The sequence below is a fragment of the Acidimicrobiales bacterium genome, from assembly GCA_034521975.1.
GTDB lineage: Bacteria > Actinomycetota > Acidimicrobiia > Acidimicrobiales > SKKL01 > SKKL01.
The window spans coordinates 333,236-359,202 of the sequence record JAXHLR010000006.1; the positions used below are offsets into that span (position 1 = coordinate 333,236).

The 25,967-nt window shown below is 70.7% G+C and carries 27 protein-coding genes, 1 tRNA gene, 1 pseudogene and 1 riboswitch; of the genes and pseudogenes, 6 read left to right on the forward strand and 23 right to left on the reverse strand.

Annotated elements, in window-relative coordinates:
• Positions 1–10: 10 nt before the first annotated feature.
• From U5K29_11000 to U5K29_11030, 7 genes are all read right to left on the reverse strand, one after another.
• Positions 11–793: an SRPBCC domain-containing protein gene (locus U5K29_11000; protein MDZ7679068.1), complete on the reverse strand. Its 783-nt coding sequence runs from the start codon at positions 791–793 to the stop codon at positions 11–13.
• Between the two features lie 5 nt (positions 794–798).
• Positions 799–1,578 (reverse strand): PIN domain-containing protein, encoded by a 780-nt coding sequence (locus tag U5K29_11005; GenBank protein MDZ7679069.1) that lies wholly within the window; start codon positions 1,576–1,578, stop codon positions 799–801.
• Positions 1,575–1,829: a type II toxin-antitoxin system prevent-host-death family antitoxin gene (locus tag U5K29_11010; GenBank protein ID MDZ7679070.1), complete on the reverse strand. Its 255-nt coding sequence runs from the start codon at positions 1,827–1,829 to the stop codon at positions 1,575–1,577. The genes U5K29_11005 and U5K29_11010 overlap by 4 nt, the downstream gene beginning before the upstream one ends.
• A gap of 234 nt (positions 1,830–2,063) precedes the next feature.
• A complete protein-coding gene (locus U5K29_11015) occupies positions 2,064–3,503 on the reverse strand; it encodes a glycine hydroxymethyltransferase (protein ID MDZ7679071.1) in 1,440 nt (479 codons plus the stop codon).
• Positions 3,504–3,525: 22 nt separating this feature from the next.
• Positions 3,526–3,628: riboswitch (ZMP/ZTP riboswitch) on the reverse strand.
• Positions 3,629–3,785: 157 nt separating this feature from the next.
• A complete protein-coding gene (locus U5K29_11020; GenBank protein MDZ7679072.1) occupies positions 3,786–4,982 on the reverse strand; it encodes an FAD-dependent oxidoreductase in 1,197 nt (398 codons plus the stop codon).
• Between the two features lie 15 nt (positions 4,983–4,997).
• On the reverse strand, positions 4,998–5,198 hold the full coding sequence (locus tag U5K29_11025) for a ferredoxin (protein ID MDZ7679073.1): 201 nt from the start codon (positions 5,196–5,198) through the stop codon (positions 4,998–5,000).
• Positions 5,199–5,268: 70 nt separating this feature from the next.
• Complete coding sequence (locus U5K29_11030; protein MDZ7679074.1) at positions 5,269–5,742, reverse strand: hypothetical protein; 474 nt, start codon at positions 5,740–5,742, stop codon at positions 5,269–5,271.
• Positions 5,743–5,824: 82 nt separating this feature from the next.
• Here U5K29_11030 and U5K29_11035 point away from each other — a divergent pair, with 82 nt between their 5' ends.
• Positions 5,825–7,414, forward strand: a complete 1,590-nt coding sequence (locus U5K29_11035) for a molybdopterin-dependent oxidoreductase (protein MDZ7679075.1) — start codon at positions 5,825–5,827, stop codon at positions 7,412–7,414.
• Positions 7,415–7,434: 20 nt separating this feature from the next.
• Positions 7,435–8,460 carry a glycosyltransferase family 2 protein gene (locus tag U5K29_11040; GenBank protein ID MDZ7679076.1) on the forward strand — a complete coding sequence of 342 codons (1,026 nt, stop codon included), beginning with the start codon at positions 7,435–7,437 and terminating at the stop codon, positions 8,458–8,460.
• Here the strand turns inward: U5K29_11040 and U5K29_11045 are convergent.
• Positions 8,457–9,629 (reverse strand): amidase, encoded by a 1,173-nt coding sequence (locus U5K29_11045; GenBank protein ID MDZ7679077.1) that lies wholly within the window; start codon positions 9,627–9,629, stop codon positions 8,457–8,459. The two genes, U5K29_11040 and U5K29_11045, sit on opposite strands and share 4 nt — an antisense overlap.
• Before the next feature lie 339 nt (positions 9,630–9,968).
• Here U5K29_11045 and map point away from each other — a divergent pair, with 339 nt between their 5' ends.
• On the forward strand, positions 9,969–10,895 hold the full coding sequence (gene map / locus U5K29_11050; GenBank protein MDZ7679078.1) for a type I methionyl aminopeptidase: 927 nt from the start codon (positions 9,969–9,971) through the stop codon (positions 10,893–10,895).
• Positions 10,896–10,914: 19 nt separating this feature from the next.
• Here map and U5K29_11055 read toward each other — a convergent pair whose 3' ends face one another.
• The 5 genes from U5K29_11055 to moaC all read right to left on the reverse strand — a co-directional run bounded on the left by U5K29_11055 (position 10,915) and on the right by moaC (position 15,164).
• A complete protein-coding gene (locus U5K29_11055) occupies positions 10,915–11,916 on the reverse strand; it encodes an L-threonylcarbamoyladenylate synthase (GenBank protein ID MDZ7679079.1) in 1,002 nt (333 codons plus the stop codon).
• Complete coding sequence (locus U5K29_11060; GenBank protein ID MDZ7679080.1) at positions 11,913–13,706, reverse strand: glycoside hydrolase family 15 protein; 1,794 nt, start codon at positions 13,704–13,706, stop codon at positions 11,913–11,915. Before U5K29_11060 ends, U5K29_11055 begins: the two co-directional genes overlap by 4 nt.
• Positions 13,707–13,730: 24 nt before the next feature.
• Positions 13,731–13,807 (reverse strand) — tRNA-Ala (locus U5K29_11065).
• A 95-nt stretch (positions 13,808–13,902) separates the two neighbouring features.
• On the reverse strand, positions 13,903–14,511 hold the full coding sequence (locus U5K29_11070) for a hypothetical protein (GenBank protein ID MDZ7679081.1): 609 nt from the start codon (positions 14,509–14,511) through the stop codon (positions 13,903–13,905).
• Positions 14,512–14,660: 149 nt separating this feature from the next.
• Entirely contained in the window at positions 14,661–15,164 is a 504-nt protein-coding gene (gene moaC / locus U5K29_11075) for a cyclic pyranopterin monophosphate synthase MoaC (protein MDZ7679082.1), read from the reverse strand.
• Positions 15,165–15,339: 175 nt separating this feature from the next.
• Here moaC and U5K29_11080 point away from each other — a divergent pair, with 175 nt between their 5' ends.
• Positions 15,340–15,711 carry a hypothetical protein gene (locus tag U5K29_11080; GenBank protein MDZ7679083.1) on the forward strand — a complete coding sequence of 124 codons (372 nt, stop codon included), beginning with the start codon at positions 15,340–15,342 and terminating at the stop codon, positions 15,709–15,711.
• 76 nt (positions 15,712–15,787) lie between these two features.
• On the opposite strand, the gene moaA is transcribed toward U5K29_11080, so the two are convergent.
• Genes moaA through U5K29_11100 form a run of 4 tightly spaced genes read right to left on the reverse strand, consistent with a single transcriptional unit; the run spans position 15,788 to position 19,637 of the window.
• A complete protein-coding gene (moaA, locus tag U5K29_11085) occupies positions 15,788–16,780 on the reverse strand; it encodes a GTP 3',8-cyclase MoaA (GenBank protein ID MDZ7679084.1) in 993 nt (330 codons plus the stop codon).
• 54 nt (positions 16,781–16,834) lie between these two features.
• On the reverse strand, positions 16,835–18,073 hold the full coding sequence (gene glp, locus U5K29_11090; GenBank protein ID MDZ7679085.1) for a gephyrin-like molybdotransferase Glp: 1,239 nt from the start codon (positions 18,071–18,073) through the stop codon (positions 16,835–16,837).
• Entirely contained in the window at positions 18,070–18,957 is an 888-nt protein-coding gene (gene galU, locus U5K29_11095) for a UTP--glucose-1-phosphate uridylyltransferase GalU (GenBank protein MDZ7679086.1), read from the reverse strand. Before galU ends, glp begins: the two co-directional genes overlap by 4 nt.
• Positions 18,954–19,637 carry a glycerol-3-phosphate acyltransferase gene (locus tag U5K29_11100; protein MDZ7679087.1) on the reverse strand — a complete coding sequence of 228 codons (684 nt, stop codon included), beginning with the start codon at positions 19,635–19,637 and terminating at the stop codon, positions 18,954–18,956. The genes galU and U5K29_11100 overlap by 4 nt, the downstream gene beginning before the upstream one ends.
• A 130-nt stretch (positions 19,638–19,767) precedes the next feature.
• Here U5K29_11100 and U5K29_11105 point away from each other — a divergent pair.
• Positions 19,768–19,908 (forward strand): annotated as a pseudogene (locus U5K29_11105) (FmdB family zinc ribbon protein).
• A 14-nt stretch (positions 19,909–19,922) separates the two neighbouring features.
• On the opposite strand, the gene U5K29_11110 reads toward U5K29_11105, so the two are convergent.
• The gene (locus U5K29_11110) at positions 19,923–20,108 is read right to left on the reverse strand and encodes a hypothetical protein (GenBank protein MDZ7679088.1); all 186 of its coding nucleotides are present in this window, start codon (positions 20,106–20,108) and stop codon (positions 19,923–19,925) included.
• Positions 20,109–20,314: 206 nt separating this feature from the next.
• Here U5K29_11110 and U5K29_11115 point away from each other — a divergent pair, with 206 nt between their 5' ends.
• Complete coding sequence (locus tag U5K29_11115; GenBank protein MDZ7679089.1) at positions 20,315–20,893, forward strand: SAF domain-containing protein; 579 nt, start codon at positions 20,315–20,317, stop codon at positions 20,891–20,893.
• Between the two features lie 16 nt (positions 20,894–20,909).
• Here the strand turns inward: U5K29_11115 and U5K29_11120 are convergent, their stop codons facing one another.
• The 5 genes from U5K29_11120 to U5K29_11140 form a co-directional block, all read right to left on the reverse strand.
• Positions 20,910–21,752, reverse strand: coding sequence for an undecaprenyl-diphosphate phosphatase (locus U5K29_11120; protein ID MDZ7679090.1), 843 nt, complete (start codon positions 21,750–21,752; stop codon positions 20,910–20,912).
• 3 nt (positions 21,753–21,755) lie between these two features.
• Positions 21,756–22,481: a PHP domain-containing protein gene (locus tag U5K29_11125; protein ID MDZ7679091.1), complete on the reverse strand. Its 726-nt coding sequence runs from the start codon at positions 22,479–22,481 to the stop codon at positions 21,756–21,758.
• Between the two features lie 175 nt (positions 22,482–22,656).
• On the reverse strand, positions 22,657–23,112 hold the full coding sequence (locus U5K29_11130; protein ID MDZ7679092.1) for a hypothetical protein: 456 nt from the start codon (positions 23,110–23,112) through the stop codon (positions 22,657–22,659).
• A gap of 158 nt (positions 23,113–23,270) precedes the next feature.
• The gene (locus tag U5K29_11135) at positions 23,271–24,614 is read right to left on the reverse strand and encodes a TldD/PmbA family protein (GenBank protein ID MDZ7679093.1); all 1,344 of its coding nucleotides are present in this window, start codon (positions 24,612–24,614) and stop codon (positions 23,271–23,273) included.
• Entirely contained in the window at positions 24,615–25,961 is a 1,347-nt protein-coding gene (locus U5K29_11140; GenBank protein ID MDZ7679094.1) for a TldD/PmbA family protein, read from the reverse strand.
• Positions 25,962–25,967 lie beyond the last annotated feature (6 nt).

The following is a 25,967-nucleotide window of genomic DNA, read 5'->3' on the forward strand; positions in this document are numbered from 1 at the left end:
GTGTGAGGAATCACTCGCCGATGCGTGGTCCGGGCTGGGCGAACTGCCAGTGTCGGCCTTCGCAGTCCTTGGCCGTGTATGAGCGGTAGCCGTGCTCGGTGATCGTCGTGATGATCTCGGCACCCGAGGCCCCGGCGTGTTCAAGGTGGGCATCGAGATCATCGACGAAGACGATCGGCGTGTCGGTCCCTATCGTTCCGCCTCCGCCCCACAGCACGACGAGGCCGTTTCCGATGCGGAACTCGATCCACGTGTACAAGGGGTCGCCCTCGGTCTCGGGGATGTCGCTCGTGCATTCGAGTTGGAACACGTCGGCCAGCCAGCGAGCAGTTGCCGCAGGAGTTGCCGAGCGCAGCCCAAGACCGAGTCGTCCAGGGTGCGGGCGTCTCCGTCCAGCCTCGCGGCGGGCGATGTGGCGAGGAAACCATTGCGGAGCCATCCTCAACATCGACAGCTGCGCAGTGCCGTCGACTCCGTCTGGCACGAGTCCGGTCACGGTGACACGAGTCCCGTCTGCGTGTGGGGCGAAGGTCACCTCGATCGTGACGTCATCGCGCGTGGTCCACGCGAGCCGAGCGCCAGGTTCCCAGACGGTGATCGTGCCCAAGACGCGTTCCTCGTCTCCGTGGTCCTCGACGAGTCGCCCGCCGACCCCGGGCTCGATTCGTCGCTCGACCAGCCGCCACGACTGGTCGGCATCGATCGGGCCGTCGCCCCACCACTGGTCATACTCTTCCGTGAAGGCCACGAAGGCGGCCATGGGATCGACCTCGACGTCGATCCCGGTGGTCATGGCGCTCACTGGTCCTTGGCCTCCACGTGTCGTTTGAACGAGCCGAGTTGGTCGCGCCACTCGGCATGTAGCTGGTCGAGGTACGCCTGGACGGCGACGAGGGAGTCCGGGCGAAGCTTGAACAGCCGCACCCGTGCGTCCTCTGGGATGCGTTCGTCCTCGACGATCGAGGCGTCGAGCAGCAACTTGAGGTGGCGACTGGGGGCCGATGCGGAAGCCCCGACCTCGTCTGCGAGCTCGCCGGCGCGGCGCGGCCCACTGCCGAGGCTGATCACCTGCCGCAGGAGCTGCAGAGCTTCAGTACATCCACCAGAGAGTCGCCGGACTATCGAGGCGAGCCCAACCGCGAGACAGATGGTGCCTGCCCTCGCCGGTGACGGTGGCCGCACTGGGCGCCAAGTCGGTCGAAGGCCATCCGAGAGAGCGAGTCGCCTGGGCCGGTGGACGTCAAGGTGAGCACGGCGGTAGCTGGCCCAGCACGCCGACGATGCAAGAGCGTCGAGCGAGCGGCACAGCGTGACCTCGGCGATCCGTGCCGCTTCGTTGCACGTCGTGGGGTCGAGCCCGACCAGCGCGAACGCGTCGAGATCCCGGGAGAACTGCTCGCGACTGGAGCTGAGTGCCGAGCCGTCGAGCAACCGACTGAGGTTGCGGCGAACCTCGACCTCAGTGAGGCGTGAGGTGACGAGGACCGGGTCCGCCGCCATCAGCCCAACCGCCGCCTCGGAGTCGTGCTCGTCCACGTAACGCTTGAGCAATGCGCTCGAGTCGACGTAGAGCGTCACCCGCGATCCTCGTCGAGGACCTCGAGCGCTCCCATGGGCGACCGATGGCGCTGAGCGGCGGCCAAACCCGTTCGGCGTGGTGCCTCGATCCATCCCTCGTCGATGCCGCGCTCGATCGCGGACTCGGCGGCGAAGGGCACCAGGCGAGCGACCGGTCGTCCACGATCGGTCACCACAACGGACTCGCCGGCCTCGACCTTGCCGAGGTACTCCGACAGCCGAGCCTTCAGCTCGCGAACCCCGATCTCCATGTGACCACACTATCGAAGGTTGTGGTCACATGGCAGGCACGACACACGTCATGGCAGACGGCACGATCGAGCGAACACCCTGAAGCTCAGGGCAGATAGATCTGGCACCATGGCCGTCATCGCTGCACCCGGCACCGGCGAGCACCAGGACCGGCGCGATCACACGAACTCGCATCGCTCACCATCCATCGTCCGCCTCACGGTCCGGCGGTGGGTACCATGCGGGCTCCTCGTTCAGCCGCCCAGGTCGACCTCGGGATAGAGACGGAAGCGGCTGAGCAGCTCGGCGCAACGCGTGCGGGCATCGGCGGCCACCGACTCGTCGAGGGTGTACTTCGCCTTCGACTGGGCGCCGCTCTTGGTGAGGTTGGGCTCGGCCGCCTTGAGCAACGAGGCGATGATGTCGGCCACCTCGTCCATCTCGGCGGTGCCCATGCCCAGGGTGGTGAGCGCGGGCGTGCCCATCCGGATGCCCGACGCGTACCAGGCGCCGTTGGGATCGTTGGGGATGGAGTTGCGGTTGGTGACCACTCCCCCGTCGAGCAGGACCGACTCGGCCTGGCGACCGGTGAGCCCGACGCTAAAGAACACGTCGAGCAACACGATGTGGTTGTCGGTGCCACCCGAGGCGACGGTGATGTCGCGCTTCATCAGCGCATCGGCCAGCGCCTGGGAGTTGGCGACGATCTGCTGGGCGTAGTCGACGAACTCGGGGCGGCGGGCCTCGGCGAAGGCAACCGCCTTGGCCGCCATGACATGTCCCATCGGGCCGCCGAGCACCATCGGACAGCCCTTGTCGACGAACTCGGCGTACTCCTCGGTGCACAGCACCAGACCGCCACGAGGGCCCCGCAGCGACTTGTGGGTGGTGGAGGTGACCACGTGGGCATGGGGCACCGGGTCGAAGTCGCCGGTGAGCACCTTGCCCGCCACCAGTCCGGCGAAGTGGGCCATGTCGACCATGAAGGTGGCCCCGACCTCGTCGGCGATCTCGCGCAGGATCCGGAAGTTGGGGTTGCGGGGGTAGGCCGAGTAGCCGGCGACGAGGATCAACGGCCGGAACTCCTGGGCCTGGGCCCGGATGGCGTCGTAGTCGAGCAGGCCAGTGTGCGGGTCGACGCCGTAGCTGCGCTGGTCGAACATCTTGCCGGAGATGTTGGGCCGGAAGCCGTGGGTGAGGTGCCCGCCGGCGTCGAGCGACAGACCGAGCAAGCGCTGGTTGCCGAGGTCGTGGCGCAGCTGGTCCCAGTCCTCGTCGCTCAGGTCGTTGACGTGGCCGACCCCCAGCTCGGACAACCGTGGCGCCTCGACCCGGGCAGCGAGGATGGCCCAGAAGGCGACCAGGTTGGCGTCGATACCCGAGTGGGGCTGCACATAGGCGTGCTCGGCGCCGAACAGCTCGCGGGCGTGCTCGGCGGCGATGCGCTCGACCTCGTCGACCACCTCGCAACCGGCATAGAAGCGGTGGCCGGGCGTGCCCTCGGCGTACTTGTCGCTCAGCCAGTTGCCCATGGCCAGCAGCACGGCGGGCGAGGCGTAGTTCTCCGACGCGATCAGCTTGAGCTGGCGCCGCTGGTTGTCGAGCTCGGCGCCGATGGCGGCGGCGATGCGGGGCTCGGACGCCTCGACGACCGACAGCGCCGATCGAAAGGCAGTGGTCTCGGGGGTGCTCATGACGGCCTCCAGGATGAAGCGATGTGGTGGCCCAGGCGCACGGCACGACGCGCACCGCAACCTCCGCGGTACGAGGCCGCTCCCCGGTGGTGTGCTCCACCCGAACGCCAGTCACGACCCAGCGTCGATCCTACTGCCAGGGAGGGACCAGATGTATCCGACCGAGCCCGACCCCTCCATCGAAACTGCGCGCCTGCGTCGCGCTCAGCGCGACAGATCCGCGCAATTTGGGCGGGAGGTGGGCGGGAGGTGGGTGCGAAGGTGGGCCGGCCATGGGGCGGGCTACTCGGCGAGCGCGAGCGCCTCGTCCCACGACATCCGTTCGGCGATGCGTGACTGCCAGCGCATCACCGCTGGGGGCCGGTTCATGCCCACCGCCCCGACCAGACGGTCGCCACGGCCGATGATGGCCACGAACCGGCGCTCATCGAGCGAGCCGTCGACCACCTCGACGGCATCGTCCGGCCCCGCCCGGCCCACGAGCTGGAGCTTGGTGTCGTACTGATCGGTCCAGAAGTAGGGCACCGGAGCGAAGGGCTCGCCCGGCCCATCGCCGGCGAGCAGGCGGCGAGCCGCGTGCTGGCCCATGGCCACCGCGTTGTCCCAGTGCTCGATCCGCATGACCTCGTCGAACAGCGGGTTCGGCCACCGGGCCACATCGCCCGCGGCCACGATGCCGGGAGCGGCGAGGGTCGTCTCGTCGCACACCACCCCGTTGTCGAGGGTGAGCCCCGATCCCTCGAGCCACCCGGTGTTCGGGACGACACCGATGCCGACCACCACCACGTCGGCTTCGATCTGCGAGCCGTCGGCGAGCCGCACCGCACGCACCCGGTCGTCGTCGCCCGACTCCAGTCCGTCGACCCCCACGCCCAGTCGCAGGTCGACGCCGTGATCGCGGTGCACCGCGGCGGAGAGCTCACCGATCATCGGGGGCAGGACCCGGGCGAGAGGCAGATCCAACGCCTCCACGAGGGTGACGTCGAGGCCCATACCCCGAGCGGTCGCGGCCACCTCGGCCCCGATGAACCCGGCGCCGATGACCACGACCCGGCTCGGTCGCGACTCGAACGCCTCGCGCAGCGCGAGGGAGTCGTCGAGGGTGCGCAACAGGTGCATGCCGTCGAGGCCGTCGGTGCCCGGCAGCGAGCGGGGCCGGGCGCCGCAGGCGAGGATCACGCCGTCGCTGCTGAGCTCGTCTCCGCCCCCGAGCCGGACCGTGCGCGAGTCGGCGTCGAAACCGACGGCCCGCTCACCCAGGCGCCAGTCGACGTCCAGGTCGTCGCCGTCACGCTCGAGCGCGATGGAATCGGGCTCGGCTGCACCCGACAGCACCTTCTTCGAGAGCGGGGGGCGGTCATAGGGCCGGTGAGGCTCATCGCCCACCAGGGTGACGGTCCCGTCGAACCCGTCACGCCGCAGGGTCTGGGCGGCCCGGTAGCCGGCGAGCGACGCGCCGACGATCGTGATGTTGCGCACAGCCAGATCAGCGCCTCAGCTCTCGACCAGCGAGATCGCCTGCTTGGGGCAGCGGTCGACCGCCTCCTGTGCAGCAGCCTCGTCTCCCGCGTCGACCTCCTCCTGGAGGATGTACAGGAAGTCGTCGTCACGCACCTCGAAGTACTTGGGCGCGACCTGCATGCACACCGCATTGCTCTCGCACCGGTCGAAGTCGACCTCGATCTTGAGCGCCATCGGCTGATTCCCTCCTCGATGAGTCGTCAGACCATCATGCCAGGACCGGTTGCCATCGGAGGACCGCCGTTCACGATTCGGCGCCGGAACCCTTCTCGTCGCGCTTGTCGACATCGCCTCCATCGCCGGGCACCACCGCTTCTTCCTCGTCGTCGTCCCCGGCCTCGGGCTCCCGCTCGCACTCGGCGGCGATGAAGGTCTCGACCTGCTCGCGGGCGGCGAGGTAGTCCTCCCGGAACCGGATCTCGAACTCGAGGGCGATGGCGTCGTCGGACCCGGGCGTCGCCTCCTCCAGCTCCTCCGCCGCCTCTCGGAGCACATCGACCGCGGCATCGACCGCCGGTGGAGCCAGCTCGTCCAGCCGACGCAGCACCACGGCGTCGGCCTCGGCAACCGGCTCGTTCACCCGCGCCAACCGACAGAACGTGTCTTCATCGGGCTCGTCATCATCGCCGCCCGAGCCGCCACAACCTGACAGGGCACCAACCAGCGCAACCAGCATGAGCAAGAGAGCGGCCAGGCGCGGGCGGGTCGGGACGGTCACGTCCGGAGCGTACCCAGCACAGCACCCACCCAAATCCCTGCCGGTGACCCGAACCCGCAACTGCGGGCATAGCCTTCGGTTCATGAGCCTCGAGGGCGACGTAGAGGCGCCACGCCGACCACCCCATCACCTCCATGCCGAGCCCTGGCGAGGCACGGTTGCCGGGGTGGTCGCCGCCGGCACGGCACTGGGGTTCGGGGAGCTCGTCGCCTCGCTCGGCTCGAGCTTGCCGTCGTTGGTCGCAGGCGTCGGTGGCTGGCTCATCGACCGCTCGCCGGGCGATGTGACCCGATCGGCTATCGATGCGCTCGGCACCGCCAACAAGCCGGTGCTGCTCACCGCCATCGTCGTCGTGTCCCTCGTGGTAGGTGGGGCGCTGGGTCGCCGTTCGGTCCAGACCCCCGCAGTCGGGCTCGTCGGCTTCGCCGGCTTCGGGATGCTCGGCGCCGCGGCCGCATCCGGCGAGGTCGCCGCGACCGCGGCCGGATCGCTCACCGTGGCCGTCGCCGCCGCCGGGGTCGGAATCGCGACCCTCTGGTTGCTGCTCACCGCCGGCGACGGACGCATCCCCCTGGGCGCCAACCAGATCGAATCACCCACCGACCCCCACGCCTCGCGTCGGAGCTTCCTGGGGTTCGCCGGCGCCGCGACCGCGTTCGCCGGACTGACCGCATCCGGGGCCGGGGTGGTCGCCGGCCGCTCACCCGCCGAGGTCGCTCGCGAAGCAGTCGAGCTGCCCACCCCGACCAGCACGATCCCACTGGCCGACGCCTCCTTCGCCGACATCGACGGGCTGGCGCCCCTGTACACGCCGAACGACTCGTTCTTCCGGATCGACACCGCGCTGAGGGTTCCCCAGGTCGAACCGGACCGGTGGTCGCTCACCATCGACGGCCTGGTCGAGCGCACCCTGACGTTCACCTTCGACGAGCTGTCGGCCATGTCCCTCGTCGAGACCGACGTCACCCTCGCCTGCGTGTCCAACCGGGTGGGCGGCGACCTGGTCGGCAACGCCCGCTGGCTGGGCGTGCCCCTCACCGACCTGCTCGACCGGGCAGGGATCGCTCCCGAAGCCGAACAGGTCGTCGGTCGATCCGTCGACGGCTTCACCGCCGGGTTCCCCCTGGCGGCGCTCGACGACGGCCGGCCGGCACTGGTGGCCATCGGCATGAACGGCGAGCCGCTCCCCCTGCGCCACGGGTTCCCGGCCCGCCTGGTGGTCTCGGGGCTCTACGGCTACGTGTCGGCCACCAAGTGGCTGGAGTCGATCGAGCTGAGGACCTGGGACGGGTTCGACGGCTACTGGATCCCTCGCGGCTGGTCGAAGGAGGGCCCGGTCCACACCCAGACCCGCATCGACGTCCCCGCCGACGGGTCACAGGTCGCGGCAGGGCCGGTGGCGGTGGCCGGGGTGGCCTGGGCGCCCAGCCGCGGGATCGACCGCGTCGAGGTGCGCGTGGACGACGGGCCGTGGGTCGACGCCGAGCTGTCCGATCCCATCGGCGACCACGCCTGGCGGCAGTGGCTGCACCGCTGGGAGGCAACACCCGGCAGCCACGAGATCCGGGTCCGCTCGACCGACGGCACCGGCGAGGTCCAGACCGCCGAGGAGCAGCCACCGGCCCCCAGCGGTGCCACCGGCCGCCACCACATCCGGGTCGAGGTGGCCTGACGGCCTAGCGTGTGGCGCAGATGAAGCTCGTCATCCAGATCCCCTGCCTGGACGAGGCCGAGACGTTGCCGGCCACCCTCGCCGCGCTGCCGCGCCAGATCGACGGGTTCGACCGCGTCGAGTGGCTGGTCGTCGACGACGGATCGACCGACGACACCGTGGCGGTGGCCCGCGACGGCGGGGTCGACCACCTGGTACGACTCCCCACCCACAAGGGGCTGGCGGTGGCGTTCCAGGCGGGGATCGACGCCTGCCTCAAGCTCGGCGCCGACGTGGTCGTGAACACCGACGCCGACGGCCAGTACGACCCGGCCGACATCCCACGGCTCGTCGCGCCGATCCTCGCCGGAGAGGCCGACCTGGTGGTCGGCGACCGCGGGGTGGGCGACGTGGCCGACTTCTCGTGGACCAAGCGGCGCCTCCAACGGCTGGGCAGTTCGGTGGTGAGCCGGGCGGCGGGGATGCCGGTCCCCGACGCCACCTCGGGGTTCCGGGCCTACAGTCGCGACGCTGCGCTGGGCATCGTGGTGCTGTCCCAGTTCACCTACACCCTCGAGACCCTCATCCAGGCCGGGGCGGGACCTCTCACCGTTGGCCACGTGTCGGTCACGAAGAACCCGGTCGAGCGGCCGTCCCGCCTGTTCCGCTCGAACTGGGACTACATCCGCCGCAGCATCGGCGGCATCCTGCGGGTCGCCACCTTCTACTCACCGCTGCGCACCTTCACCATCGTCGCCGCGCTGCTCGGCCTCGCCGCCCTGGCGTCGTGGTACCCGTTCCTGTCGAGCTGGGTGCAGGGCGACGGCACCGGACGGGTCCAGTCGATCATCCTGGGCGCGATCTTCGCCATCGCCGCCGTCCAGGTCATGGCCGTCGGGGTGCTCGCCGACCTGTTGAGCAAGCAGCGCGGCCTCTCCCAGGAGACCCTCGAACGGGTCCGACGCCTGGAGATGCACATCGGGGTGCCACCATCGCACTACGAGCCGGGCACCCCGCCGGACCACACCTCAGCGCTGTCGGCCCCCGACGAGCGGCCTGCCGGCTAGACGAGCGCGGCGGCGAGGTCGAGCAACAGCTCGTCGTTGCCGGGGCCGGCCATGAGCCCGATCCCGACCGGCAGGCCGTCGAAACCCATGAGCGGCAGCGACACCTCGGGCAGCCCGGCGACCGGAGCGATGGTGGTGAGGGCCATGAGCCGGCGGCGGGTGGCAGCCACCTCGCCGGGATCGGCGTCGAGCAACGGGGCCGGGCCGGGGGCAGAGGGCACGACCAACACGGTGTCGCCGCCCAGCAGCTCCCACGCCCGCTCCGAGAGGAGAGCCGCGAGTCGCTCCGCGGCCTCGTTCTCCTCCGGGGTGACCGCGGCCGCCTCCTCCCACCGGGGGGCGACACGAGGACCGAACCTCGGCTGCAACGTCTCGATCCAGTGGCGGTTGGTCCGCCAGGCATCGAACCGTTGCAGGGTGCGGAACACCGCGGGCCACTCACCACGCTCACCCTCGCCCCAGAACCGCACCGGCTCGACCTCGGCTCCGAGCACCCGACCGATCCCGGCGACGACCCCGTCGATCGTCTCACCGTGCCCTGGGTCGCACTGACCGAACAGGTCGGTCGCCACCACCAGCCGCCCGAGCCCCGGCCGACGACCGGGAGTGTCCAGCAGCGCCCGACCCACCGTGCGGGCGAGCTCGCCGGTGCGGGCGAACCAGCCCACGGTGTCGAAGCGGGGGGCCAGGGGGAACACCCCGTCGAGGGGCACCCTGCCGTGGGTGGGGCGGACGCCGACGATCCCGCAGTACGACGCGGGCACCCGCACCGACCCAGCGGTGTCGCTACCGAGGGCGAAGTCGACCAGGCCTCCGGCGACCGCGACCGCCGACCCGCTCGACGAACCGCCGGGGTCGCGAGCGGGGTCGACCGGGTTGACAGGAGTGCCGTAGTGGTCGTTCACGCCCGAGAGGGCATAGGCGGTCTCGACGGTGTGGGACTTGCCGACACAGGTGGCGCCGGCGGCGAGCAACCTCTCCACCGCGGCGGCGTGGACCCGAGCGGGATGGGCGGCTTCGAGGACCTCGGGGTTCCCGGCACCGGTGCGCTGACCAGCCACATCGAAGAGGTCCTTGACCACGAAGGTTGTGTCGGTGAGGAGCCCGGCGCCCGACGGGTGGGCGATCGGTCCGGGTCCGACGATCAGTGCACCGTGGTGTTCGGTCATGGACGCACAGTACGCTCGACCCGAGTGAACCTCCATCTCTTCCTCGGCGGCTCGAGGGGAGGACAGGTTGGATGGAACGGCGAGTGATGCGAACAGGCCAGGTGGTCGCCACGATCATCGTTGCGGTGCTCCTCGCGAGCGCGTGCAGCGCGGCAGGATCTGCCCCCGCGGACGATGCAGCGGCCGATCCGGTGTCGCTCGCACGTGGCTTCTCTCCCCCCGGCACAGAGGGGGCTGGCTGACCCGCCCCCCGAGGTGGGCAGCCGCAGCCGAGAGACCAGGCGGGGTGCAACCGGGGCCACCTGCTGGTTCAATCAGAGGATGATCGTTCGAACCCCGATGCGGCCCCCCAAGGCCAACGAGCCCTGCTGGTGCGGCAGCGGCACCAAGTTCAAGCGCTGCCACGGCGACTCGTCGCTGCGCCTCCGCCCCGGTGAACAGACCCCCATGCGCGAGGTGCCCGGCCACATCGAACGCCCTCCCTACGCCAACACCGGCAAGGCCGTCCGTCGCCCCGAACCCAGGGTCAAGAGCCCCGAGGTCATCGAGCGCATGCGCCGCACCGGCAAGGCCGCAGCCCAGGTGCTGGCCACCGCCGCCTCACACATCGCTCCTGGCATCACCACCGACGAGCTCGACGCCATCGCCCACGCCGAGTCGGTCGCGCTCGACGCCTACCCCAGCCCGCTCAACTACCAGGGCTTCCCCAAATCGCTGTGCACCTCGGTCAACGAGGTCATCTGCCACGGCATCCCCGACGACCGGGCCCTGCGCGAGGGTGACATCGTCAACCTCGACGTCACCGTGTTCCGAGAAGGCGTGCACGGCGACACCGACGCGACCTTCCTCGTCGGCGAGGTCGACCCCGAGTCCCAGCGGTTGGTCCGGGTCACCCGCGAATCGATGGAGCGGGGCATCGACGCCGTGAAGCCGGGACGGCCCATCTCCGACATCGGCCAGGCGATCCAGGACCACGCCGAAGCCGAGGGCTACGGCGTGGTCCGCGACTTCATCGGCCACGGCATCGGCGAGCAGTTCCACACCGACCTGCAGATCCCCCATTACTACACGCCCCACGCCTCCACGATCATGGAACCGGGCATGACCTTCACCATCGAACCGATGATCACGATGGGTTCCTACCGGTTCCACCTGTGGCCCGACGGGTGGACCGCGGTCACCACCGACGGCCTGCGCACCGCCCAGTTCGAACACACCATCCTCGTCACCGACAACGGCCCCGAGGTGCTGACCGCGCCCGACTGAGAGTGGGCACCTCGTCCGATCAGGGGCGATGGGCGGCACGGGTGAGACGGTCGAGCACCGCCGCTCCGATGCCCTCGGGGCGCGGCGGGACCACCACCAGACAGTCGATACCCCTGGTGTCGGCCTCGCGCAGGCGCGAGTACAGCACCCGGGCATAGCTCACCGCGTCGCCCGCCGGTGCGAGCTGCACGACCGACGGGTCGAGACCGGCCACGTGCTCGGGTGCGAGCACGCCGAAGGTTCCATCGGCCCCGCCGTCGGCGAGCGAACCGATGGCCTGGGCCACCTCCGGCGCGCCCGTCTCGGGATCGAGCACGACCACCCGCGCGTCGGGGGCGTAGTGCGAGGCCAACATGCCCGGTGCGACAGGCGTGGCACCCTGCTCGGCGACCTGGACATGCACCCCGAGCACCGCTTCGATGTCGCCCGCGGAGACCCCGCCCTGCCGCAACACGACGGGGACCCCACCGCTCAGATCGACGATCGTCGACTCCACACCCACCTCGCAAGGGCCACCGTCGAGGACAAGGTCGACACGAGCGCCCAGCTCGGCGACCACGTCGGCGGCGGTGGTGGGGCTGACCCGTCCGAACCGGTTGGCCGAAGGTGCCACCAGACCCCCACCGAATCCCTCCAGGACGGCGTGGGCCAACCGATGGGCGGGCGACCGCAGGGCAACGGTGTCACGCCCACCGGTCACCTCGTCCAACACCCGGGAGGACCGCCGCAACAGCACCGTGAGCGGACCTGGCCACCAGCGATCGACCAGCGCGCGGGCCGTGCCGGGAACGTCTGCCGCCCACCGGTCGAGCTCGTCGGCTCCGGCCACGTGGACGATGAGGGGATGGTCGGACGGACGTCCTTTGGCGGCGAACACCGCCCGGACCGCCTCCGGCCGGGTGGCGTCGGCCGCGAGCCCGTAGACGGTCTCGGTGGGGATGGCGACCAGTCCCCCCGAGCCCAGCACGGCGACCGCCCGCTCGGGGTCGGTGGTGACCTCGGGTCGAGCCCCCGCGGTCACTCCTCGGGCTCCGACGGCGGACCCCACCCGTTGATGGCGTTGATCGCGCTCACCAACCCCAGGTGGGAGAAGGCCTGTGGGAAGTTGCCGAGCATCCTGGCCTCGACGGGGTCGTACTGCTCGGCGAGGAGGCCGACGTCGTTGCTGATCGCGATCAGCCGCCGGGTCAGGTCACGGGCCCGGTCGAGCCTGCCCGCCATCGCGTAGCAGTTCGCGAGCCATGCGGTGCAGAGCAGGAACGCCCCCTCGCCCGGCGGCAGGCCGTCGACCCCGCTGTCGGGGGTCTCGTAGCGCAACAGGAAGTCACCGAAGGCCAGCTGCTGCTCGATCGCCCGGATCGTGGCCTGCACCCGCGGGTCGTCGACAGGAAGGAACCCCACCAAGGGCATGGTGAGCAACGACGCGTCGAGGAGGTCGGAGCCATACGACATGGTGAACGCTCCCACGCGGTCGCTCCACGCCTGCTCGCAGACCTCGTCGTGGATCTGCTGGCGCACCGCACGCCAACGGTCGAGGGGGCCTCGCATCCCGTACCTCTCGATGGTCTTGACCGCGCGATCGAACGCCACCCACGACATCACCTTGGAGTGGGTGTAGTGGCGCCGCTCCGCCCGGGCCTCCCACAATCCGGAGTCGGGCTCGACCCAACGCCGCTCGAGCAGGTCCAGCATGCCCGTCTTGACCGCCCAGACCTCGTCGCCGGGTCCGGCAACCCCCTTCGTCTGGGCCAGGTGGAGCGCGTCGAACACCATGCCCGCGGCGTCGAGCTGAAGCTGGGGGGCAGCCCCATTGCCGATCCGCACCGGGCGCGACCCCTCATGTCCCGGCAGCCAGTCGAGCTCGTGCTCGGGCAGGCGGCGTTCGCCACCGATGCCGTACATGATCTGGAGGTGGTCGGGGTCGCCGCCGACGGCGCGGATCAGCCAGCCGCGCCACGCCTCGGCCTCGGCGCGATGACCGGAGTTGATGAACGCCGACAGCACGAAGGTGGCGTCGCGAAGCCAGCAGTAGCGGTAGTCCCAGTTGCGGACACCGCCGAGGTGCTCGGGTAGCGAGGTGGTGGGGGCGGCGACGCTGCCCCCGGTGGGGGCGTAGGTGAGGGCCTTGAGGGTGATCAGCGACCGCATGGCCTCGTCGCGCCACTCGGCCCCGAGCCGCGACCCCGACGACCAGTCGGTCCAGAACTGCTCGGTGGCGGCGAGATCGGCTTCGCAGTCGAGCCCGCTGGCCGGGGGCTGCTCGTGGGAGGGGAACCAGGTGAGCCGGAACGGGATCCGATCGCCTTCGGAGACCTCGAACTCGCTCACGGTGGTGAGGTGCTCGCCGTGGGTCGGCAGCGGCGTCTCGAGGAGCATCGCGTCGGGCCCACCGAAGGCGAGCAGCCGCCCGTTCATCCGTTCCACCCACGGGACGATGCTGCCGTAGTCGAACCGCAGCACCAGGTCCATGCGCATCGGGACCCGCCCGCGTCGGCCCTCGACGATGCGCAACACGTCGGCTCGACCGTCGCGCACCGGCATCAGATCGATCAGGCGAACCTCGCCATCGGTGGTCTCGAGATCGGTCTCGAGGATGAGCGTGTCGGCGCGGTAGCGGCGGGTGACCCGGCGAACACCGCCTCGGGGCGAGATCTGCCAGTGCCCGTGGTCGGCGGTGCCGAGCAGCCGGGTGAACACCGACGGCGAGTCGAACCTGGGCAGGCACAGCCAGTCGATCGACCCGTCGGTGCCGACCAGCGCCACCGTGTGGGTGTCGCCGATCATGGCGTAGTCCTCGATCCGCAGGCTCACAGTCCTCGACTGTATGGCCGTGAGTGGTGGAGCTGGCGGGATTCGAACCCGCGGCCTCCTCGATGCGACCGAGGCGCTCTAGCCAACTGAGCTACAGCCCCGCTAGGGGTGGGACGGTCGGGCCGGTGCCGGACCGCCAGCGCGCACGAGCGTAGCCGCTCAGAGAGCGTCGCCCGACCGCGGTGATGTCGCTCGATCAGCGAGCGACGAGAGAGACGTGGCGCGCCTCGCCACGCTGGGCGACTGCACCGGGACCAGTCGGGAGGACCGCGACCTTGCGGCCGCGCTCGAGCGCGGCCTGCTGCATCTGCCACAGCAGTGCCGTGTAGGCCGCGAAGGCGACCATCGTGAGCATGAACAGCACCCAGGCGGGACCACCGAACACCACGGCCAGCAGGAAGGTGACCGGCAAGGCGGCCAGCAACCCCGTGAAGATGTTGCGCCGACGGCGCTTGGCGGCGCGGCGACGGGCCACATCGGCACCGTTCGGGCGGGCACGGCGGTGGGCGGCGAGGTCGAGGACCGCGTGGTCGGCACCGTCGCGCAGGTCGATGCCGAAGCCTTCGACCTCGGGCTCGGGCTCAGCCGGACGACCGGCACGGGGACCCGCCGGAGCGGCCGCGACGCCGGCGCCGCGCAACGTGGACGGCGTGGAGCCGGACAGGACCGACATCTTGTTGCGGAACGAGCTGATGGAGTCCGACGGCCGCACCACACCGTTCAGGAGGCGAACAGCGGGAGGGACCAGCACGAACCCCCATGCGATGAGGCAGAACACCAGCAGGGCCGTCAGCGCATAGTTCATTCGGTTGGCTTCTCCTCGGAATCCGGCTGTAGAGCTTCCGCCGAAGCAACACTCCCACCGCTGTGCCGCCACCCCCGGAGAGAAGATGACAGGCTCACGACGATTGTGACGGTTCTACTACGAATCGGCGTCGCGCGCCACAACCGGTCTCAGAGCTGACCGTCGGCTCCGGGCTCGGGTTCACGCCGGTAGGTGCCGGAGCGGCCTCCGGTCTTCTCCCAGAGGGTCACGTCGCCGATGACCATCGACCGGTCGACCGACTTGCACATGTCGTAGATGGTGAGGGCGGCGACCGAACACGCCGTCATGGCCTCCATCTCGACACCGGTGCGATCGAAGGTGTCGACCTGGGCCTCGACCTCGATGTAGTCGTCCTCGATGCGGAAGTTGACCAGCACCGACCCGATCAGCAGCGGATGGCACAGCGGGATGAGGTCGGGTGCCCGCTTGGCGGCCTGGATGCCCGCCACCCGGGCCACCGACAACACATCGCCCTTGGTGAGCGCACCCCGGGCCACCAGCGACGCCGTCTCGGGTTGCATGTGCACCCGGCCTCGGGCCAGCGCCCGGCGGTGGGTGGGGTCCTTGGGGGTGACATCGACCATTCGGGCCCGGCCGAGCGGGTCGAGGTGGGTGAGGTGGTGGTCGGACATCGCCCGAGTCTACCGACCACCGCCGACCCGGCCAGGTGGCGCGACGCTCAACCGCCGACGAGTGCGGCCACCGAGGCCGGGACGCCGACGCCCGGCGCCAGGTCGGGGTCGGGCACCGGCGTGCCGAAGCCACCCACGACCGGAACCAGCCCGGCCCACACCGTCCGGGGACGAGATGCTCGGTGATGACCCGCAACCCGAGCTCGGCTTCGTCGCCGTCAACCCTCACCGCGGTACCGAAGACCACCGCGGACCGGTAGTTCATCGAATGGTGGAACGCCGATCGGGCGAGCACCAGCGCGTCGACATGGGTCACCTCGACACAGACCGGCGCACCCCCACTGAGGTGACGCAGGAGTCGGCTGGCGACCGATCCGTGGAGGTACAGCGCGTCGCCGTCACGGCCATAGAGCATCGGGATGACGACCGGCCGACCATCGGCGACGATGCCCACGTGGCCCAGCGCGCCCGCGTCGAGGACCGCGTTGACCGACTCGGTGTCGTAGGCGGCCCGGGACGGGTTGCGACGGACGCGGCTGAGCTCTGATGGAGGCGGTTCGGCGGCCATGGGCCAGCACTGTAGGAACGATTCGGTGAACCGACCCAGCGGGTTTCGGGCCGGATCAGCCGCCGATCTGGCTCATCGACTTGTTGGGACGGATGAACACGGCGTCGCCGATGTTGTGTCCGGCCCACTTCGACCCCACCGTCGACTCGACTGCAGCGGCCAGCTCGTCGTCGGAGGCGCCGGAGCGCAGCAGATCGCGCAGGCCGGTCTCCTCGAGCGCGAACAGACAGGCGCGCAGCTGTCCCTCGGCGGTGAGGCGCACCCGGTCACACGACGAGCAGAACGACTGGGTGACGCTGGCGATGACGCCGATCTCTCCACCGCCGTCGAGGTAGCGGAAGCGTTCGGCCGGTGCCGACCCGCGCACGGCCTCGCCGAGGGGCTCGAGCGGGAAGACCTCGCCGATCCGCTCGACGATCTCGGCGTGGGTGACCACCTGGTCGTCGGTCCACTCTCCGGTCGCGTCGAGCGGCATGAACTCGATGAAGCGGACGGTGACGCCACGCTCGCGGCCGAAGCGGGCGAAGTCGACCAGCTCGTCGTCGTTGACCCCCCGCATCATCACCGCATTGATCTTCACCGGCGACAGGCCCGCCGCCAGCGCGGCGTCGATGCCGGCGAGGACCGTCTCGAGCTCGTCGCGCCGGGTGATCTCGACGAAGCGGTCGGGGCGCAGCGTGTCGAGCGAGACGTTGATCCGACCCAACCCTGCCCGGACCAGCTCCTCGGCGGAGTGAGCGAGGGTGGACCCGTTGGTGGTGAGCGACAGGTCGACACCGAGGGCGGCGAGCTTGGCGACCAGCACCGGGAGGTGGGCGCGGACCAACGGCTCGCCCCCGGTGAGGCGAATGCTGTCGAACCCGTAGCGCTCGACCAGAAGCCGGGCGATCTGCTCGATCTCCTCGAAGCTCAGCACGTCCGCGCGAGGCAACCAGTCCATCCCCTCGGCCGGCATGCAGTAGGTGCAGCGGAAGTTGCAGCGGTCGGTGACAGAGATGCGCAGGTCGCGGTGCACGCGCCCGTAGCCGTCGACGAGGGACTCGGTCATCGACCACAGCCTACGCCGATCGCGCCGCTTGGCGTCGCTCGCCCAATCGGTCCCTCAGCCCGGCAACGCGCCGGGGAGACCCCGCAGGACGACGACCGGCACGACGCCCAGGGGAGCAACGCCGTCACCGTCGTCGACCACGGCCAGCCCGTCGGCGTCGGCCATGGCCGTGAGCTGGTGCGATCCCTGGCCGCCGGCGGAGGTGGCGACGACCCCGTGGAGCTGGTCGGTCTCGAGACGGACCCGCACGAAGTGGGTCTTGCCATCGGACCGGCGGGGCAGGCCATCGGGCGCGACGGCGGCGATGACCATGCGGCCCCAGTCGGGGTGGCCCATCATCTGGCGCAGCCCCGGCCGGGCGAACAGCTCGAACGACACCATCGACGACACCGGGTTGCCGGGCAGGCCGAAGACCGGTGTTCCCGCAACGGTGCCGAAGGCCAGCGGCTTGGCCGGCTTGATGGCCACCTGCATCCACTCCATGTCGCCGAGCTCGTCGAGGACCGCCTTCACGTAGTCGAAGTCGCCCATGCTCACCCCACCGGAGGTGACCAGGGCGTCGCAGTCGTCGGCGGCCTGCTCGACCGCGGCGCGGATGGCGGCAGCGTCGTCGGCCACGATCCCGAGATCGACCGGCTCGCACCCGAGGTCGGCGAGCAGGCCGAGCAGCGTGTGCCGGTTGCTGTCGCGGATCTGGCCCGGCGCCAGCTCGGCCGGCCCCTCGACCAGCTCGTCGCCGGTGGACATGACCCCGACCCGGGGCCGCTTGGTGACCGCCACCCGGGTGTGACCGAGGCTCGCCAGGACACCGAGGTGACCGGGGCCGAGCGCGGTACCGGCGGGGATCACCTCGTCGCCAGGCTCGAGGTCCTCCCCAGCGGCACGGATGTGGTTGCCGCGAACGACAGCCGTGGCCACCTCGACCCGATTGCCGTCGTCCAGGGGCCGACACCGTTCGACCATCACCACCGCGTCGGCGCCGGGAGGGATGGGTGCACCGGTCATGATCCGGACCGCCTGGCCCCGACCGACGGGCACGTCGCCCGAGGAGCCGGCGGCGGCGGTGCCCACGACCTCCAGGGTCACCGGCTGCTGGTCGCCGGCGCCGGCGGTGTCGGCGGCGACCACCGCGAAGCCGTCCATGCCGGTGTTGGCGAAGGGGGGCACCGGCTCGGTGGCCACCACCGGCTGGGTCGTCACGAGCCCGAGCGCGCCGCGCAGCTCCACCACCTGTTCGGGGAGCCGGACGCAGTCGCGCAGCACCCGGTCGCGGGCATCGGTCAGCGGAATCACACGAGCCCCTCGCGGCGAGCGAACTCGGCCACCACCGACAGCACGTCGTCGCGCAGGTCGGGACGTTCGGCACCCAACTCGAGCACGGTGCGCAGGTAGTCCCGCTTGTTGCCGACGTCGTAGCGCCCGCCCTCGAACACCACACCGTTGACCCCGCTGCTGGCAGCGAGGGTGGCGATGGCGTCGGTGAGCTGGATCTCGCCGCCTCGCCCCGGCGGCGTCCGGTCGATGTGGTCGAAGATCTCGGGGGTGAACACGTAGCGGCCCACGACGGCCAGGTCCGATGGAGCCTCGTCAGCCGGTGGCTTCTCGACCAACCCGGTGACCCGCACCAGTGAGTCCTCGCCGTCGAGGGGTTCGACCGAGGCGGCGCCGTAGAGGGAGATGTCCTCCTGGGGGACCCGCATGAGGGCGATCGTGGAGCGACCGGTCCGTTCGGTGGCCGCGATCATGTCGCGCAACAGGGGCGAGTCGGGGTGCATCATGTCGTCGCCGAGCAGCACCGCGAACGGGTGGTCACCCACGTGGTGGCGGGCCATCCCCACCGCATGACCGAGGCCGAGCGCCTCTCCCTGGCGCACCGAGTGGAGGTCGACCAGGTCGGCCAGGGCCCGCACCTCGGCGAGCTCGGTTGTCTTACCCCCGGCGTCGAGCACCGCCTCCAGCTCCTTGGAGCGGTCGAAGTGGTCCTCGATCGCCTTCTTGTGGGGGCTCACCACGGCCACGACGTCGTCGATCCCCGCGGCCACGGCCTCCTCGACGATGTACTGGATCGCCGGACGGTCGATGAGCGGCAGCATCTCCTTGGGCACCGACTTGGCGAAGGGCAAGAAGCGCGTGCCCCAGCCCGCGGCGGGGATGACGGCCTTGGTGACGGTGGTCATTCGAGAGGTCTCCGGGTTGGGTCGGGGGAAGGGGGCGTGCCCGCAGCCCGATCGGTATCGGCGGCGGTATCGGCGTCGGTGTCGGTGTCGGTGTCGAGGGTGGCCTGCTCCCGGCCGGTGACGAGGCGCCGGATGTTCTCATGGTGGCGGGCGACCACCAGCATCGCCACCCCCGCCGCGACTCCCACCTCGACACCGGGGGCGCCGGTGATGGCCACACCCACCGGCAGCGCGGCGGCGATGACCAGCGACCCCACCGCCGCGATCCGCACGACGACCGCGGCGATCACGAAGATCAGGACCAGCACCACGCTGGGGACGGGCCACAGGACCAGGGCCATGCCACCGGCGGTGGCGACCCCCTTGCCGCCCCGCAGCCTCCGGGTGACGGGAACGACGTGGCCGAGCACCGCGGCCGCTCCCGCGGCCAGTGCCAGCTCGCGACCGCCCAGAGCCATGCCCAGCCCGGCCGCGGCCGCTCCCTTGCCGAGGTCGATGGCCAGCACCGATGCACCGGCCACCCGCCCGGACAGGCGATAGACGTTGGTGGCGCCCGGGTTGCGCGACCCCTCAGCGGTCGGGTCGTGACCAGTGCGCCGCGACACCCGTTGGGCGGCGGGTGCGGTGCCGATCACATAGGCGACGATGATCACCCCGGCAGCCACGATCCACCCGCTCATCACGACCGGCGAGCCTACCGGCCCGGCGATCGACCCCCCGACCGGGCCCGGCGGTGACCGTCAAGGCTCCTCGGCGACTATCATTGGCACTCGACCTGACGGAGTGCTGTCTGCGGAGGCGACGAGTTCGATGCCCATCTACCAGTACCGCTGCCGCGAGTGCGGCGAGGATCTCGAGATCCAGCAGTCGTTCCACGACGACCCGCTGACCACCTGCCCCTCCTGCGAGGGATCGCTGCGCAAGGTGTTCTCGGCGGTGGGCATCAGCTTCAAGGGATCGGGCTTCTACAAGACCGACACCCGAGCTGCCAGCGGCTCGAGCAGCAGCGGTGGCTCGGCCTCGGCCTCCTCCTCATCAGACTCCTCGGACTCGACGTCTTCGTCCTCCTCGTCGACCGATGGCGGCTCGAGCACCTCGGGCTCCGAATCGTCGTCCTCGTCCGAGGGCTCCAGCTCGTCGTCGTCGGACACCAAGGCGGCCAGCACCTCGGCCTGAGCAGGCGGCGCGACCCTCGACGCGGTCGCCCTCGACGGCTACCGTCGTCGCCAGCTTCCCCCTCCCGTCGATGTTCTCCCGGGAGGTTGGCACCGTGGGTGGCCTTGGCCCGCTCCCATCTCGACCGACGCTCGCTTCGCGACCCCGCCGCCGCCTGTCGTCCACGCTTCGGCGTCAGCCGGTGCTGTTCTGGTTCCTCGCCGGGCTGGCGGCGGTGTCCACCTTCGCGGTGGTGAGCTCCGCGCTCAAAGCCACCACCGCGGGGGCCGACGCCTACGGGGACCTGGTCGAGGTGGTGGTGGCCAGCTCCGACCTCGGGTTCGGCCACGTGATCGACACCGGCGACACCGAGCTGGCATCGGTACCGGCCTCGATGGTCCCCACCGGTGCAGTCGATGCCCACCCGGTCGGGCGGACGGTCCGGCACCCGATCCTGGCGGGCGAGGCGGTGGCGTCCGAGCGGCTCGCGCCCGGCGGCTCGGTGGGTGTCGCCGCCCTGCTGGAGCCCGGCGAACGTGCGGTCGCCATCCCGATGCCGGCGCACCGGTCTCCGTTCGAGGTGGGCCAGGTCGTCGATGTGCTCGCCACGACCGATCCCTCCCAGGCAAGGGGGAGGTCGCCGACATCGCTGGTGGCCGACGGCGCCGTGGTGGTGGCCGTCGACGACGCGGGCATCACAGTGGCGACCTCGCAGGCGGGGGCCGAACGGCTCGCGACGGCGCTGTCCTACGCGGTGATCAGCGTGGCGATCCGCGGCTGAGCACCCCAAGTTCGGGTCAGCGCCAGGGTGAGGCCAGCACGGCCAGCACGGCCACCCCGAGCACGACCCGGTAGGCGACGAACATGTCGAAGCTCCGGGTTCGCACGATGCGCAGGGTCGCCCACACCGCCGCCCAGCCGGTCAACGCCGACACGACGAAGCCCGCGGCGAACGCCGATCGAAACGCCGGCGGCACACCGCCGTCACCGAACACGTCGACCGCCGACAGCAGTCCGGCCCCGGCGATCACCGGGATCGACATCAGGAACGACAGCCGCGTGGCCGTGTCGCGACCGAAGCCCATGGCGCGGGCAACGGTGATCGTGGCGCCCGAGCGCGACACACCCGGCTGCAGGGCCATCGCCTGCCCTGCACCCATCAACAGCGCGTCGACCAGGCGGAACCCGGTGGCGTCGCGCCCGCCCCGGCGGCGGTCGGCCCAGCCGAGCACCAGGCCGAACACGATCAGCGCGCCGGCCACCAGCGCGATGTTCGAACCCCCACCTTCGCCGGAGTCGACGAGGAACACACCCACCAGCGCTGCGGGAACGGCGCTGAGGACCAGCAGCCACGCGATACGACCATCGACATCGCCCGCGCGGCGACGGTCGCCGTCGACGACGATGGCCATGCCGGCGGTGGCGTAGCGCACCAGATCACGCCAGAAGTAGGCGATCGCGCCGGTGAGGGTGCCAAGGTGGACCGCCACGTCGAAGGCCAGCTCGAGGTGGGGTTCATCGACGAAGGGGTCCCAGCCGAACAGCCAACGGGCCAGTACCAGGTGGCCGCTGGAGGAGACGGGGAAGAACTCGGTGAGGCCCTGGATGACCGCGAGGACGACCGCCTGGATGATGGACAACGATCAGTCCTGTGACAGCGAGGGAATGATGCGCGGTGTCCACGGCCGCGCACGGTCGAAGTGGTGGCCGACCACCCGACCCTCTGCGAGGGACCGCTTGAACTCCTCGGGACCGTCGAAGTCGGGCATCTCCACATAGACCGCTCCGAGCGCGTCGGGGACGTGCGCATCGCTCCCCGCTCCGGCCAGCAGACCGTGGGAGGCGGCGTACTCCGCGGCATGACGGTTGAGATGGTCGAGGCTGGTCTTGCCGTTGCGGACCTCGATGGCGTCGACCAGCCCCTCGGCCACGAGCTCGTCGATGACCTCGGCTTTGAGGTTGGCCCGCATGGGGTCGAACGGATGGGGGATGTACACCACCCCGCCCTGGTCGCGGATGCGACCTGCGGCCTCGACCGGCGAGATGCCGAAGGGGATGCGCTCGGTCAGGAAGAGTCCGATGATCTCGCCCAGCTGGGTCCGCAGCTCCTCGCCGACGATCACCCGGCACGGCAGGCGCCCCGCCAGCTCGTCGGCGCCGGCGATGGCGTTGTGGTCGGTGATGCAGAGCACGTCGACTCCGCTGTCGACCACGGCGGCTTCGATCTCGTCGGGGGTGGTGGTGGAGTCGCCCGACCACATGGTGTGGCTGTGCATGTCGACCCGAACCCAGCCATCGCGACGGGGTTCGGCGAGGTGTGGGTGCCGGTCGACGGCCCGTTCCGGTTCTGTGCCTTCAGGTGGCGCCACGGGCGACGAGCCTACCGGCCCTCGCCAACCTGACAGCTGAACGCCGCGCCCTGCCTGGCATCCGCTGTCGACGCTCCCTTCCCGCCCATCCTCGCCAGCCCCCAGCGACATTGCGCGGATTCGTCGCGCTCAGCGCGACGAATCCGCGCGATTTGGGTGGGAGCGAGCCGGGGGATCAACCTCCGGGCAGCTCCCAGATGCGTCCCAGGCCGATCACCAGCTCGTCGTCGCGGCGGTCGACCTCGACACGGTCGAACACCTGCCGAGCTTGTTCCAGTAGCCAGGTGTCGACCACCGCGCCGTCGCCGACGGTACGTCCGCTCAGCTCGACGTCGACCTGGCCACTGGCTGCAGCGATGCGCACCGCGATCGGCAGCCCGTCCTGAACCAACCGGTCAAGGTGGCAGGCCACCTCGTGGACCATCCGACGCACCGGGATCAGCTCGACGACGTCCTGAGCGGTGCAGGTCTCGCAGGTCCCGACGAGCAGCTGGGCGATCGAAGCCAGGTACTCGCCTGCCGGGTAGCTGGCAGTGACCACCACCGGTTCGATCGTGGGGGGAACCACCTCTCCCAGGCTTGGCGAGGTGACGTCCGGGCTGCCCGCTCCTGGGGTGTCGGTCGTGGTCATGCTGCGGCACTACCCCGACCGGGTCCGATCGAATCGCGAACCCGCGAGACGGCCACCGACTCCGCGAGGTCCGCTACCGCCGTACGATCTGACACGGGACTGCCGGCACAGAAGGCCCGGTGAGGGCGTTTCGTGCCGGCAGAACGGCGAACCGGACGTCAGCGGCCGCCGAGGGAGACGCCGCCGATGACCAGGCTCGTCATGCCGGTGCCGCCGGGCAGCCACGTGAGGTCGCCACCCACCGCCAAGATGTCGAGCAGCATGCGCTGGAGCGACCCGGCGATGGTGACCTCGCGCACCGGCTCGGCCAGCGCTCCCCCACGGATCATGCGGCCCTCGGCCCCGACCGAGAAGTCGCCCGAGACCGGGTTCACCCCCGAGTGCAGCCCGTTCATCGACCGCAGGGCGAACCCTTCGTCGATGCCGGCCAGCAACTCATCGTGGTCGCCCGATCCAGGCTCGATCACCATGAGCTGCAGCCCCGGCGACGGCAGGCTGCGCGAACCCCGCACCGCCGACGCGGTCGAGGCCCGGCCCGCCCGCCGACCGGTGGTGCCGTCATAGAGGAACCCGGCGAGCACCCCACGGTCGATGAGCACGTTGCGACGGGTGGCCAGTCCCTCGCCGTCGTGGCTGTCGGCGCCGATCGAGCGGGTGTCGGTGGGGTCGTCGACCAGCGTGAGCGATGCGGGTGCGATCTCCTCGCCCGCACGGTCGGCGAAGGGTGACCGGCCCTTCAAGACCACATCGCCGGTGAGGGTGCGGGCGACGATGCCGAGCAGGCTCGCCGCCAGACGTGGCTCGAGCAACAGCGTGACCCGTCGGGACTCGACCGGCTTGCCGCCGAGCAGCTCGGTCGCCCGCTCGACCGCATCGGCCACCACCTGGTCGTCGTCGAGGTCGCCCGGCACCCGCGCCGCGTCGACGCCGGAACCGGTTGCGGTGTCGTCTCCGTCGCCGGCGATGGCCGAGATCGACAACGAGCACGAGGTGGTCCTGGTGGAGAGCCCGAGACCCCGGCTGGATGCGAGCGCGAACTCGGCCGCGCCGTCGGACCACGACGCCGAGCGGACCGACTGCATCCGGGCGTCGCCGGCCAGCACTCGGCGTTCGAGCTCGAGGGTGCGGGCGATCTTGTCCTCGTCGCGGTAGGCGAGCAGCTCGGGGTGCCAGTGATCGATCGGGACCGGTTCGACGCCGTCGGGTTCGACCAGGCCGGCGTGCTCGTCGGGGGTGGCGAAACCGGCGTTGTCGCGGGCATCGGCGAGGGTCTCGTCCAACACGTCGAGGTCGTGGCTCCCAGCGTGGGCGAACCCCTCACGGTGGTCGGAGATGACCCGCACCCCCACCCCGAGCGAGGTGGCCGAGGTGAAGGACTCGACCTCGCCGCCGTGGACCCGGACGCCCGTGCGCCGGCCTCGTCCGATGGTGACCTCGACCTGCTCGTTGGGTCGCGCACGCTCGGCCAGGCGGTTCGCCAGTGCCAGGAGGTCGTCGGCCACTCAGGCTCCCGACACGGTCACGTCGGTCACCGCGAGGGTCACGCCCGAGGCCTTCATCGGCAGCCACTCGACGTCGGATCCCACCGCCACCACGTCTCGGAGCATCTTCTGCAGCGTGGAGGCGATGGTGAACTCGCGCAACGGCTCACCCCGCTGGCCGTCGACCACCCGCACCCCCTGGGCACCGGTGGAGAAGTCGCCCGACACCGGGTTCACACCCGAGTGCAGACCCGAGACCGACTGCACGAGGATGGCATCGCCGACCTCGGCGAGGATCTGGTCCTGGTCGAGCTGGCCGGGTGCGAGCCCGACCGCCCGGCATCCGACGGCGGGCACCGACTTGAACCCGCCTCGCACCGCAGAGCCCGTGGAGGTGGTGCCGGCCCGGCGTGCGGTGAGGGTGTTGTGCACGAAGTGGTCGAGCGCCCCGTGCCGGATCAGGGCGTTGCGGCGACACGCCAGACCTTCGCCGTCGGTCTGGGAGGCACCGAAGGCCCGGATGTCGGTGGGATCGTCGACCAGGGTGATCGACGGCGAACCGATCTCGTCGCCCACCCGGTCGGCGAACAGCGATCTTCCCTTCTGCACAGCGTCGCCGGTGAGGGTTCCCGAGATGATGGAGATCAGCTGGGCGGTCACGAAGGGATCGAGCACGATCGTGACCCGCTGCGATCGTGGTTGGGTGGCACCCAGCATCCGCGTGGCCCGCTCGGCTGCGTCGGCCGCGGCCAGGTCGACGTCGAGCGCCGCGGGATCCCGGCCAACCGAGAAACCGAATCCGAGCTGGGTCTCGCCGTCTCGTTCGGCCAGGACGTTGGCCATCACGTAACAGACACCGTCGCGCGACGACGACCGGACACCGGTGGTGCTGGCGACCACCGACTCGGTCGTCGAGTCGACGTAGTCGGCCGACTCGAGGCCAGTGATCCGGGGGTCGGCCGCCAGCACGGCTCGCTCGAGGTCGGTGGCCAACTGCACCTTGCGTTCGGTCGCGGTGGTCCCGAGAGCAGGGTCGAAGAGCGCGAGGTCGGGCACGGCCACGCCATCGGGCTCGGCCAGGCCGACGTGCTCATCAGCGGTGGCGAAGGCGGCGTTGTCGCGCGCCTCGGCGAGCGCGTCGGCCACCGCCGCGGGGTCGAGCGTGCCGGCGTAGGCGAAGCCCTGCCGGTGGTCGACCACGACTCGGACACCGACACCCTCGGACACCGCCGAGGACAGGGACTCGACCTGGCCGCCATAGACCCGCACCTGGGTGTCGCGGCACCGCTCGACCACGATCTCGGCCGCCTCGCCAGGCTTGGCGTCGGCCAGCACCTGGTCGGCGAGGGAGAACAACTCGTCGCTCATCGTCAG

Bases quoted from the DNA above. Each gene is read 5' to 3' on its own strand.
- U5K29_11010 (MDZ7679070.1), bottom strand. From the start codon at position 1,829: ATGGAGATCGGGGTTCGCGAGCTGAAGGCTCGGCTGTCGGAGTACCTC.
- U5K29_11000 (MDZ7679068.1), bottom strand. From the start codon at position 793: ATGACCACCGGGATCGACGTCGAGGTCGATCCCATGGCCGCCTTCGTG.
- U5K29_11080 (MDZ7679083.1), top strand. From the start codon at position 15,340: ATGCTCGGTGATGACCCGCAACCCGAGCTCGGCTTCGTCGCCGTCAAC.
- U5K29_11035 (MDZ7679075.1), top strand. From the start codon at position 5,825: ATGAGCCTCGAGGGCGACGTAGAGGCGCCACGCCGACCACCCCATCAC.
- U5K29_11040 (MDZ7679076.1), top strand. From the start codon at position 7,435: ATGAAGCTCGTCATCCAGATCCCCTGCCTGGACGAGGCCGAGACGTTG.
- U5K29_11045 (MDZ7679077.1), bottom strand. From the start codon at position 9,629: ATGACCGAACACCACGGTGCACTGATCGTCGGACCCGGACCGATCGCC.
- U5K29_11130 (MDZ7679092.1), bottom strand. From the start codon at position 23,112: ATGACCACGACCGACACCCCAGGAGCGGGCAGCCCGGACGTCACCTCG.
- moaC (MDZ7679082.1), bottom strand. From the start codon at position 15,164: ATGTCCGACCACCACCTCACCCACCTCGACCCGCTCGGCCGGGCCCGA.
- U5K29_11140 (MDZ7679094.1), bottom strand. From the start codon at position 25,961: ATGAGCGACGAGTTGTTCTCCCTCGCCGACCAGGTGCTGGCCGACGCC.
- moaA (MDZ7679084.1), bottom strand. From the start codon at position 16,780: ATGACCGAGTCCCTCGTCGACGGCTACGGGCGCGTGCACCGCGACCTG.
- U5K29_11015 (MDZ7679071.1), bottom strand. From the start codon at position 3,503: ATGAGCACCCCCGAGACCACTGCCTTTCGATCGGCGCTGTCGGTCGTC.
- galU (MDZ7679086.1), bottom strand. From the start codon at position 18,957: ATGACCACCGTCACCAAGGCCGTCATCCCCGCCGCGGGCTGGGGCACG.
- U5K29_11070 (MDZ7679081.1), bottom strand. From the start codon at position 14,511: ATGAACTATGCGCTGACGGCCCTGCTGGTGTTCTGCCTCATCGCATGG.
- U5K29_11025 (MDZ7679073.1), bottom strand. From the start codon at position 5,198: ATGGCGCTCAAGATCGAGGTCGACTTCGACCGGTGCGAGAGCAATGCG.
- map (MDZ7679078.1), top strand. From the start codon at position 9,969: ATGCGGCCCCCCAAGGCCAACGAGCCCTGCTGGTGCGGCAGCGGCACC.
- U5K29_11100 (MDZ7679087.1), bottom strand. From the start codon at position 19,637: ATGAGCGGGTGGATCGTGGCTGCCGGGGTGATCATCGTCGCCTATGTG.